Here is a 9,987-nt window from a genome sequence, read left to right on the forward strand (position 1 = left end):
AATCAAAAATCAAAAGATCGCAGCCTGCGGCAGCTCCTACACGATCAGCCTTTTACATGCGCCAAGGGAAACAGCCGCTTGAAGTTCTCGGTGGTCTGCTCGGCAAACCGCTCATAGTCTTCCCCACGCAGCATCGCCAGAAACTCCGCCACCTCGCGCACATACTGCGGCAGGTTCGGTTTGCCGCGATACGGGATCGGCGCCAGATACGGCGAGTCGGTCTCCACCAACAGGCGATCGGCCGGCACCTTGCTCGCCACATCACGCAGGGCGTCGGCATTGCGGAAAGTGACGATGCCCGACAGGGAAATGTAATAACCCATGTCCAGCGCAGCCTTGGCCATGTCCCAGTCTTCGGTGAAGCAATGCAGCACACCGGCTTGGGGCAACGCCGCTTCGCGCAGCAGTTCGAGGGTATCGGCACGGGCGCCACGGGTGTGGATGATCACCGGTTTACCGGTCTGCCGGGCGGCTTGCAGGTGCAGACGGAAGGATGCCTGCTGCAGCTCAGCGGCTTCCGGCTCGTAGTGATAATCCAGACCGGTTTCACCGATCGCTACCACTTTCGGGTGATTGAGCTCATGCAGCAGCCAGTCCAGCGCCGGCGCCGCGCCCGGTTGCACATCCAATGGGTGCACACCGACCGAGCAATCGACGTCGTCATAGCGCTCGGCCAGAGCCTTCACGTCGGCAGCGTTGTCGGCACTCACGCCGATGCACAGGAAATGCCCGACCCCACGCTGGCGGGCTGCATCGAGTGCGGCATCCAGCGAGCCATCATGGGCGGCGAGGTCGAGGCGATCAAGGTGACAATGGGAATCTACGAGCATAAAAAAAGACGGCTACTTACATCGTATGAGTGGGACGGTCGGATTTCAGGGCTCCGGCCAGATGGGTTTCGATGCGACTGCGGGCGGTGTTGTCGCCCTCGTTGAATTGCACGCCGACGCCGGCTGCGCGGTTGCCCTGAGCGCCTTTGGGGGTAATCCAGGCGACCTTGCCGGCCACCGGGATCTTCTCCGCCTCGTCCATCAGGTTCAGCAGCATGAACACCTCGTCGCCCAACTTGTAACTCTTGTTGGTCGGGATGAACAGGCCACCGTTTTTGATGAACGGCATGTAGGCGGCGTAAAGCACCGATTTGTCCTTGATCGTCAGGGACAGGATGCCGTTGCGCGGCCCGGGGCTGATGGCTTCATTCATGTTGACCTCCACTGCTGATGTTCAGAGTCTAGGTACACATTCTTATCTTTGACCAGGCAAACCCGCCCATTGCACCAACAACGCTTCCAGCAGCAGTGCCGGGTTGAGGTTGGCTTTGCTCAGGACTTTCTGCCGCTGGGCGAGAATCCAGTCCTGAATATCGAGGACTTTGCCCTGGGCGCTTTTCTGCGCCAGGTACTGCACGACTTTGCGCATATCGGTCAGACCGAGGCCGGCTTCATCCTGGGTCAATTGATAGCGCAGGATCAGACTCGACCAGTCGCAGAACCAGTCGAACAGGCGCAGCATCGGAATGCTTTTCCATTCTTCGGCCAATTGTGTCGGCGATTGCTGCTGCTTGAGCAACTTCTTCACCCCTTCGACCACCTGCGCCCGCTGATCGCGCACGCCCTGGGACTGCAAGCTGACCGCCGCCAGTGGCGAACCTGCCGCCAGCGTCAGCAATTCGATGCGCTCCTCTTCGGAGCACTCCGGCAGCGCCTGTGCCAGCCATTGCAGGCTCATGGCCTCGCCCGGCAGCGGACACGCCTGCTGCACGCAGCGGCTCTTGATCGTCGGCAGCAAACGGCTCGGCTGGTGGCTCACCAGCAACAGCACGGTATCGCCGGAAGGCTCTTCAAGGCTTTTTAGCAAGGCGTTGGCGGCGTTGATGTTCATCGACTCCACCGGTTCGATCAGCACCACTTTGCGCCCGCCCAGTTGCGCGGTCTGCACCACGAAACTGACCAGATCGCGGACCTGATCGACCTTGATCGCCTTGTCGGCTTCCTCGGGCTCAAGGATGTAATTGTCCGGATGGCTGCCGGCCTTGAGCAGCAGGCACGATTTGCACTCACCGCACGCTTCCGGTGTCGGACGCTGACAAAGCAGGCTGGCCATCAGGCGTTCGGCCAGCGCGCGCTTGCCGATCCCGGCCGGGCCGTGCAGCAAATACGCATGAGCGTGCTGACTGCGTCCGGCCAGTTGCTGCCAGAGGCTGTCCTGCCATGGATAGGCCTCAGCCACGAATCAGCTCCAGCAAGTTCGGAATCAAGGTGTCCAGCGATTGCTGAACCTTGACCAATGGCTGACCGGCATCAATGCGCACATAGCGTGCAGGATCAGCCTCAGCGCGCTTGAGAAACGCATTGCGCACCGCTTCGAAAAACGCCCGGCCTTCCAGCTCGAAACGATCCAGACGGCCACGGGCACTGGCGCGAGCCAGACCCATTTCCACCGGCAGATCGAAAATCAGTGTCAGATCCGGCCGCAAGTCGCCCTGAACGAACGTCTCCAGCGCAGCAATACGCTCCATTGACAAACCACGACCGCCGCCCTGATAGGCGTATGTCGAATCGGTGAAACGATCACACAACACCACCGCGCCACGGGCCAGTGCCGGACGAATCACTTCGGCCAGATGCTGGGCGCGCGCGGCGAACACCAGCAACAGCTCGGTGTCGGGGTTCATGACCTCATCGGCCGGGGCCAGCAGCACGTCGCGAATCCGTTCGGCCAGTGGCGTTCCGCCGGGTTCGCGAGTCAGCACCACTTCGATACCTTCGACGCGCAGACGCTCGGCGAGGTACTCGCGGTTGGTGCTCTTGCCAGCGCCTTCCGGGCCTTCCAGGGTAATAAACAAGCCAGTCACAGGCAGTCCTTAATCAAAGTCATTGCGCATTTTGCGGTGCCGCCGTCTCAGGCTCGGCAGCAGGGGCTGGCGCAGGTTCCTGAGGCGGAACCTGCGGCAGCGCTTCAGGCGCGGTATTCGGGGACGCGGCAGGAATCGCCTCCTCCGTCGCCGTGGCCGGCGCCGCCGGCGCATTCGCCGGGGCCGGGCTGGAGCGGTAATCGGCGCGGCGCTTGAGCTGGAACTCGCGCACCGCACTGTTGTGTGCATCCAGGTCATCGGAGAACACATGGCTGCCATCGCCACGGGCGACGAAATACAGGCTGTTGCCTTCCACCGGATTGAGCGCGGCGTGAATCGCCTCGCGACCGACCATGGCAATCGGCGTCGGCGGCAACCCGGGAATCACATAGGTATTGTAGGGCGTCGGCTCCTTGAGATGAGCACGGGTCAACTTGCCGGTGTAGCGGTCGCCCAGGCCATAGATCACGGTCGGGTCGGTCTGCAACTGCATGCCCAGCGCCATGCGGCGCACGAACACGCCGGCAATCTGCCCGCGTTCCTGTGGCACGCCGGTTTCCTTCTCCACCAGCGACGCCATGATCAGCGCCTGATAAGGCTCGCTGTACGGCACATCGGCCGAGCGGTTTTCCCACTCCTTGGCCAACACTTCATCGAGCCGGTCAAAGGCCTTCTTCAGCAATTCGACATCGGAAACGCCCCGCACGAAACGGTAGGTATCCGGGAAGAACCGACCTTCCGGGAACAATCCCCGATGACCGATTTTCTCCATCACTTCGCTGTCGCTCAAGCCCTTGAGGGTTTGCTCGATCTTTTCATCTTTTGCCAGCGCGGCGCGGACCTGGTGGAAATTCCAGCCCTCGACCAGCGTCAGACTGTACTGCACCACTTCGCCACGCTTCCACAAGTCGATCAGACCGTTGACGGTCATGCCTGGCTGCATGCGGTACTCGCCGGTATGGATCGGTGTGCCGGCCAGATTGAAGCGCCAGTAAATGCGCAACCAGAAGGCATCCTTGATGACCCCCTCGGTTTCGAGTTCAAGAAAGGTGCGGGTCGGTGTCGAGCCTTTCGGCACATCCAGCAGTTCTTCCTGCGTGATGTTCAGAGGCTGTTCCAGCGCCGAATGAATTTTCCAGGCGCTGGCGCCCAGTAACAGCCCTGCCAGAACCAGTCCGGTTTCCAGCAGCAGCAAGAATTTACGTCTCACGAATCAGGCATCCAGTAGCGCGCGGGCAATGGTTTGCAGTTTACGGGTGAGCGGGCCAACCGGCCAGCTCAGTGCAGCGTAGGCGCGTACCGGCCAGACGCCATAAACGCTGTTGCAGATAAAGACTTCGTCAGCCCATTGCAGCTGTTCGAGGCTGACATCGGTAATTTGGGTGGAGATGGCCAATGACTCGGCCTGAAACAATAGTTCGGCACGCATCACACCGGCCACGCCACAGCGCTTCAGATCCGGGGTGATCAGTACGCCGTCGCGCACCAGAAACAGGTTGCTGAACACGCCTTCGATGACGCGTCCGGCCTGATCAAGCATCAAGCCTTCGGCGTGTTCGCTGTCGCGCCATTCGGCGCGGGCAAGCACTTGCTCCAGACGATTCAGATGCTTGAGCCCGGCCAGCAACGGCTGATTCGACAGCCGCGTGGCGCAGGGAAACAGGCGCACACCCTGCTCGCCATGCACGGCAGGATAAGCCGCAGGCGGGTTGCCTTGCAGGATGCGTCGACCTTGCGCCGCAGGATCGGGCGCGTAGCCACGCAAGCCATCACCACGGGTGAGGATCAGCTTGAGTACGCCCTCGCCCATTGCCGCGGCATAGGCCCGCAGTTCCGTGCGAACCCGATCAATATCCGCAGCGATAGCCAGACGCGAGCAGCCCTCGGCCAAACGCGTCAGGTGACGATCCAGCAATATCGGCTGGCCGCCGCGCACGGCGATGGTCTCGAACAGCCCATCGCCATAAGCCAGGCCGCGATCTTTCAGCGACAGAGCGTCAGCCGGCTGACCGTCGACCCAGCTGTCCATCAGCCGGCGAACCGACGGAACGCCAACGTGCCGTTGGTGCCACCAAACCCGAAGGAGTTGGACAGTACGACATCGATGTCCATGTTGCGCGCCGTGTGCGGCACGAAATCGAGATCGCAGCCCTCGTCCGGCTCGTCGAGGTTGATGGTTGGCGGGGCCACCTGGCTGTTGATTGCCAGCACACTGAAGATCGCCTCGACCGCGCCCGCCGCACCCAGCAGGTGACCGGTCATGGACTTGGTGGAGCTGACCGCCAGGTTGTAGGCGTGCTCACCGAACACGGTCTTGATCGCATTGGCTTCGGCAAGGTCGCCGGCCGGGGTCGAGGTACCGTGGGCGTTGATGTACTGCACCTGGTCGATGTTGATTTTCGCATCGCGCAGGGCATTGGTGATGCAGCGCGCTGCACCAGCGCCATCAGCGGGTGGCGAAGTCATGTGGAACGCATCGCCACTGGTGCCGAAGCCGATCAGCTCGGCATAAATGGTCGCGCCGCGAGCCTTGGCGTGCTCGAGCTCTTCGAGCACCAGCGCACCGGCACCGTCGGACAGCACGAAGCCATCACGGCCCTTGTCCCATGGACGACTGGCGCGGGTCGGCTCGTCGTTGCGGGTCGACAGCGCACGGGACGCGCCGAAGCCGCCCATGCCCAGACCGCACGCGGCCATCTCGGCACCGCCGGCGATCATCACGTCGGCTTCGTCGTACATGATGTTGCGCGCCGCCATGCCAATGCAGTGCGTTCCGGTGGTACAGGCAGTGGAAATGGCGTAGTTCGGTCCCTGCGCACCCAGGTGGATGGACAGAAAACCGGAAATCATATTGATGATCGAGCCTGGCACGAAGAATGGCGAGATTCGACGCGGGCCCGTCTCATGCAGGGTACGGCTGGTTTCTTCGATGTTGGTCAGACCGCCGATGCCCGAGCCCATGGCCACGCCAATGCGCTCACGATTGGCGTCGGTGACTTCCAGACCAGCATTGCGAACAGCCTGAAAACCCGCGGCCAGACCGTACTGAATGAACAGGTCGAGCTTGCGTGCTTCTTTGACCGACAGGTATTCCTCGACATTGAAGCCCTTTACCGAGCCGCCAAAACGGGTGGAATAGGCAGAAAGGTCGGTGTGTTCGATCAGACCAATGCCACTGCGGCCAGCCAGAATGCCCTGCCAACTGCTCGGCACATCCGTGCCCAGTGGCGACAACATACCCATACCGGTGACTACGACGCGTCTACGCGACACAGCACTCTCCTTTTTCAAATGACGACTTTGCATCAGGCCTAAAGAAAAAACCGCACGCCATGATGGCAGTGCGGTTTTTCCATGACAGCAGACAACGATTACAAACTATTACGCCTGGTGGCTAGTAACGTAGTCGATTGCAGCTTGTACAGTAGTGATCTTCTCAGCTTCTTCGTCAGGGATTTCGGTCTCGAATTCCTCTTCCAGAGCCATCACCAGCTCAACGGTGTCAAGGGAGTCGGCACCCAGGTCTTCAACGAAGGAAGCAGTATTGACCACTTCTTCTTCTTTAACACCCAGTTGCTCGGCAACGATTTTCTTGACGCGCTCTTCGATGGTGCTCATACCTTGTTTTCACTCCTAATGGACAAATTCAGGCAGCTGGCCAGTGGGTAAGTGTATAGAAAGGCTTTTCAGCTTTTCAACTGAAAGCTTCACTCCTCAAACCCTGCGGCCCTCTGCCTATAAATAGATTGCAGCTTTATAACGGATTTTAGACAGCTCGTATGACATTTTTTTTGAAGCAATCCGTCACATTTTACTTACATGTACATCCCACCGTTCACCGGGATTGTAGCCCCAGTGACGTATGCCGCACCGTCGGATGCAAGAAAAGCGACCACCGAAGCGATCTCTTGAGCTTGCCCCAGACGACCCAGCGGAATCTGCGTCTGCAAGGCTTCACGCTGTGCTTCCGGCAGTTCGCGGGTCATATCGGTGTCGATGAACCCTGGGGTTACCGAGTTGACCGTAATCGAACGCGAACCGACTTCACGCGCCATCGCACGGCTGAAACCTTCCAGACCGGCCTTGGCGGCTGCATAGTTTACTTGGCCTGCGTTGCCCATGGCACCCACCACCGAGCCAATACTGATAATTCGGCCCCAGCGCGCTTTGGTCATGCCACGCAAAACGCCCTTGGACAGGCGATACAGACTGTTCAGGTTGGTATCGATCACGTCGTACCATTCATCGTCTTTCATGCGCATCATCAGATTATCGCGGGTGATGCCAGCATTATTGACCAGAATTGCCGGCGCACCGAACTGCTCCTGAATGCTCGCCAGCACCGCGCTGACCGATTCGTCGCTGGTGACGTTCAGTTCCAGACCCGTGCCCTGGATACCATGCTCTTTCAGGGTGGCAGCAATGGCCTCGGCGCCTTTGGCGGAGGTCGCAGTGCCAACAACGATGGCGCCCTGACGACCCAGTTCCAGTGCGATGGCCTGGCCGATACCGCGGCTTGCACCGGTGACCAGTGCAACTTTACCTTGCAGACTCATGCAAGTTTCTCCTGATTCAGGCCAGCGCTGCACGGGCGGCAGCGAAAGCGTCTGGGGTATTGAGGTTAGAAGTCGAAACGCCTTCGGCGCAACGTTTGTTCAGACCGGCCAGGACTTTGCCCGGACCGCATTCGACCAGACTGGTGGCGCCTTTGGCGGCCAGGGTCTGGACCGATTCAACCCAGCGAACGGGCTTGTACAGTTGCTCGAGCAGATCACGCTTGAGGGTTTCCAGATCGGCCGGCACTTGCGCGCTGACGTTCTGTACCACCGGAATCTGCGGCGCCTGCCAGTCGATGGCGGCGATGGATGCGGCAAAACGCTCGGCCGCCGGACGCATCAGCTCGCAGTGCGACGGCACGCTCACCGGCAACGGCATGGCACGCTTGGCACCACGGGCCTTGCAACCTTCAATGGCACGCTCGACGGCAGCCTTGGCACCGGCAATCACCACCTGGCCCGGCGAGTTGAAGTTCACCGCGCTGACCACTTCACCTTGCGCCGCTTCAGCACAGGCGGCCAGCACATCAGCGTCTTCCAGACCGAGAATGGCGGCCATGCCACCCTGCCCGGCCGGAACGGCTTCCTGCATCAGCTGGCCACGGCGCTCAACGAGTTTCACCGCATCAGCCAGGCTCAGGCTGCCGGCAGCAACCAGCGCGCTGTATTCACCCAGGCTGTGACCGGCAACGAATGCCGGACGCGCGCCACCTTCAGCCAGCCACAGACGCCACAGGGCGATCGAGGCGGTCAGAATGGCCGGTTGGGTTTTATCGGTTTGATTGAGCAGCTCTTCCGGGCCTTGCTGGGTCAATGCCCACAGGTCATAGCCCAAAGCCTCAGAGGCTTCTTTGAAAGTTTCGAGGATCAGCGGATGTTCCGCGCCCAGCTCGGCCAGCATGCCGAGGGACTGCGAACCCTGTCCTGGAAAGACGAATGCGAGGGAAGCAGACATGTAACAAGCCCCTAATGATCTTGTCGTCGGAAAGTGACGCCCCACCGGGGGACGCAAGAAACTGACAGTTGGATGGCCCTTTGAACCGGGCGGTCACATTTAAGCATTGTCCGACGAAAACGCCTAAGACAACAAATCCTCCAGACGACCGTGGAGGCGTTCGGGCAGGTTCTCCTGAATCTCGATCAGCGCGCGCTGAATCGCACTCTGAAAGCCCTGAACCCCGGCCGAACCGTGACTTTTCACCACGATACCCTGCAAGCCGAGGAAGCTTGCGCCGTTATGTCGCGCAGGCGCGAGTTCCGCTTGCAGACGTTTCATCAATGGCAGGGCCAGAGCACCTACTACGCGGGAAGCGAAGTTTTTCCTGAACAAGGCCTCGATGCGTGCAGCGATCATCGTCGCCAGGCCTTCGCTGGACTTGAGCAGGATATTGCCGACAAAACCGTCACAGACCACCACATCCGCCTCGCCGCGATACAAACCATCGCCCTCGACAAAGCCGATATAGTTGATGCCGCGCGCCGCCTGCAGCAGGGTCGCCGCCAATTTGACCTGCTGATTGCCCTTGATGTCTTCGGTGCCAATATTCAGCAACGCGACACGCGGCCGGGCGATGCCCAGCGTCTGCGCCGCCACCGAGCCCATCACCGCGAACTGCAACAGATGCTCGGCGCTGCAATCGACGTTGGCGCCCAGATCGAGCAACTGGCAATAGCCCTTCTGCGTCGGAATCGCCGCCACCATCGCCGGCCGGTCAATCCCCGGCAAGGTCTTGAGCACGAAACGCGACAGCGCCATCAACGCCCCGGTATTGCCGGCGCTGACACAGGCCTGAGCCTTGCCGTCACGCACCAGCTCAAGGGCGACACGCATCGAAGAATCCGGCTTGCCACGCAAGGCCTGGGTCGGCTTTTCGTCCATGGTGATGACTTCAGACGCCGGGACAATCGTCAGGCGCGCGCGATCGGCAGCCGATTGGCCGTTGATCAGTTCTTCAAGAAGGGAGGGTTGACCGACGAGGGTCAGATGCAGCGAGGGCGTAGCAGAAAGGCAAGCAAGGCTGGCCTGAACAATGCTGCGGGGACCGAAGTCCCCGCCCATTGCGTCAATCGCGATGACTTGAGCGGACAAGTGATTACTCGTCAGCGCCCTTGTCGATCACTTTACGGCCACGGTATACGCCTTCTGGCGATACGTGGTGACGCAGGTGAACTTCACCAGTGGTTTTTTCTACAGACAGGGTGCTAGCCTCGAGAGCGTCGTGCGAACGGCGCATGTCACGGGCAGAGCGGGATTTTTTGTTCTGCTGAACAGCCATAATTGATTAACTCCTAAACGTTTGGGTCACGCTTTAACTGCGCCAATACACTGAACGGGTTGGACCGCGTTACCTCGTCCTCGCTCGGTTCGGGCTCATCTGCTCCCGCCGGCTGCTGGCATTCTTCCGGATGATGAGCAGGCACAATGGGCAAGGCGAGCAAAAGCTCCTCCTCGATCAGTGACTGCAGATCCAATGGATCTTCGCCCAGTTCCAGCACGTCATAACCTTTCGGTAACGACTGGGTATTCGCACCCTCCTTCACAACAGCGTAACTGCATTCGCTGTGGATCGGCAGGGT

At 60.2% G+C, this 9,987-nt stretch carries 13 protein-coding genes; all 13 read right to left on the minus strand.

Going from position 1 to position 9,987, the window contains the following annotated elements; all coding sequences use genetic code 11:
* Positions 1-44: 44 nt before the first annotated feature.
* Positions 45-830 (minus strand): TatD family hydrolase, encoded by a 786-nt coding sequence (locus HT737_RS07095; protein WP_121186635.1) that lies wholly within the window; start codon positions 828-830, stop codon positions 45-47.
* A gap of 16 nt (positions 831-846) precedes the next feature.
* Entirely contained in the window at positions 847-1,203 is a 357-nt protein-coding gene (locus HT737_RS07100) for a PilZ domain-containing protein (RefSeq protein WP_027612362.1), read from the minus strand.
* Between the two features lie 42 nt (positions 1,204-1,245).
* On the minus strand, positions 1,246-2,229 hold the full coding sequence (locus HT737_RS07105; protein ID WP_182401990.1) for a DNA polymerase III subunit delta': 984 nt from the start codon (positions 2,227-2,229) through the stop codon (positions 1,246-1,248).
* The gene (gene tmk, locus HT737_RS07110; RefSeq protein ID WP_041069196.1) at positions 2,222-2,854 is read right to left on the minus strand and encodes a dTMP kinase; all 633 of its coding nucleotides are present in this window, start codon (positions 2,852-2,854) and stop codon (positions 2,222-2,224) included. The genes HT737_RS07105 and tmk overlap by 8 nt, the downstream gene beginning before the upstream one ends.
* Before the next feature lie 19 nt (positions 2,855-2,873).
* Entirely contained in the window at positions 2,874-4,064 is a 1,191-nt protein-coding gene (gene mltG, locus HT737_RS07115) for an endolytic transglycosylase MltG (protein WP_182401992.1), read from the minus strand.
* A 3-nt stretch (positions 4,065-4,067) separates the two neighbouring features.
* Positions 4,068-4,883 (minus strand): aminodeoxychorismate lyase, encoded by an 816-nt coding sequence (pabC, locus tag HT737_RS07120; RefSeq protein WP_121186641.1) that lies wholly within the window; start codon positions 4,881-4,883, stop codon positions 4,068-4,070.
* Positions 4,883-6,127: a beta-ketoacyl-ACP synthase II gene (fabF, locus tag HT737_RS07125; protein WP_027612357.1), complete on the minus strand. Its 1,245-nt coding sequence runs from the start codon at positions 6,125-6,127 to the stop codon at positions 4,883-4,885. Before fabF ends, pabC begins: the two co-directional genes overlap by 1 nt.
* A 108-nt stretch (positions 6,128-6,235) precedes the next feature.
* Positions 6,236-6,472: an acyl carrier protein gene (acpP, locus tag HT737_RS07130; RefSeq protein WP_003175607.1), complete on the minus strand. Its 237-nt coding sequence runs from the start codon at positions 6,470-6,472 to the stop codon at positions 6,236-6,238.
* Positions 6,473-6,669: 197 nt separating this feature from the next.
* Positions 6,670-7,410 (minus strand): 3-oxoacyl-ACP reductase FabG, encoded by a 741-nt coding sequence (fabG, locus tag HT737_RS07135; protein WP_007967600.1) that lies wholly within the window; start codon positions 7,408-7,410, stop codon positions 6,670-6,672.
* Between the two features lie 16 nt (positions 7,411-7,426).
* Positions 7,427-8,365 (minus strand): ACP S-malonyltransferase, encoded by a 939-nt coding sequence (gene fabD / locus HT737_RS07140; protein ID WP_182401994.1) that lies wholly within the window; start codon positions 8,363-8,365, stop codon positions 7,427-7,429.
* A 123-nt stretch (positions 8,366-8,488) separates the two neighbouring features.
* Positions 8,489-9,499 (minus strand): phosphate acyltransferase PlsX, encoded by a 1,011-nt coding sequence (gene plsX / locus HT737_RS07145; protein ID WP_182401996.1) that lies wholly within the window; start codon positions 9,497-9,499, stop codon positions 8,489-8,491.
* 4 nt (positions 9,500-9,503) lie between these two features.
* Positions 9,504-9,686: a 50S ribosomal protein L32 gene (rpmF, locus tag HT737_RS07150; RefSeq protein ID WP_003179396.1), complete on the minus strand. Its 183-nt coding sequence runs from the start codon at positions 9,684-9,686 to the stop codon at positions 9,504-9,506.
* A 13-nt stretch (positions 9,687-9,699) separates the two neighbouring features.
* On the minus strand, positions 9,700-9,987 hold a 288-nt coding region (locus HT737_RS07155), incomplete at its 5' end, for a YceD family protein (protein WP_306287185.1).

Origin of the sequence: Pseudomonas sp. MD195_PC81_125 (assembly GCF_014060985.1) — a bacterium.
Classification (GTDB): domain Bacteria; phylum Pseudomonadota; class Gammaproteobacteria; order Pseudomonadales; family Pseudomonadaceae; genus Aquipseudomonas; species Aquipseudomonas parakoreensis.

Excerpts from the sequence above, each read along its gene's own strand:
- HT737_RS07095 (WP_121186635.1), bottom strand. The coding sequence starts at position 830 with ATGCTCGTAGATTCCCATTGTCACCTTGATCGCCTCGACCTCGCCGCC.
- HT737_RS07100 (WP_027612362.1), bottom strand. The coding sequence starts at position 1,203 with ATGAATGAAGCCATCAGCCCCGGGCCGCGCAACGGCATCCTGTCCCTG.
- pabC (WP_121186641.1), bottom strand. The coding sequence starts at position 4,883 with ATGGACAGCTGGGTCGACGGTCAGCCGGCTGACGCTCTGTCGCTGAAA.
- acpP (WP_003175607.1), bottom strand. The coding sequence starts at position 6,472 with ATGAGCACCATCGAAGAGCGCGTCAAGAAAATCGTTGCCGAGCAACTG.
- fabG (WP_007967600.1), bottom strand. The coding sequence starts at position 7,410 with ATGAGTCTGCAAGGTAAAGTTGCACTGGTCACCGGTGCAAGCCGCGGT.
- fabD (WP_182401994.1), bottom strand. The coding sequence starts at position 8,365 with ATGTCTGCTTCCCTCGCATTCGTCTTTCCAGGACAGGGTTCGCAGTCC.
- rpmF (WP_003179396.1), bottom strand. The coding sequence starts at position 9,686 with ATGGCTGTTCAGCAGAACAAAAAATCCCGCTCTGCCCGTGACATGCGC.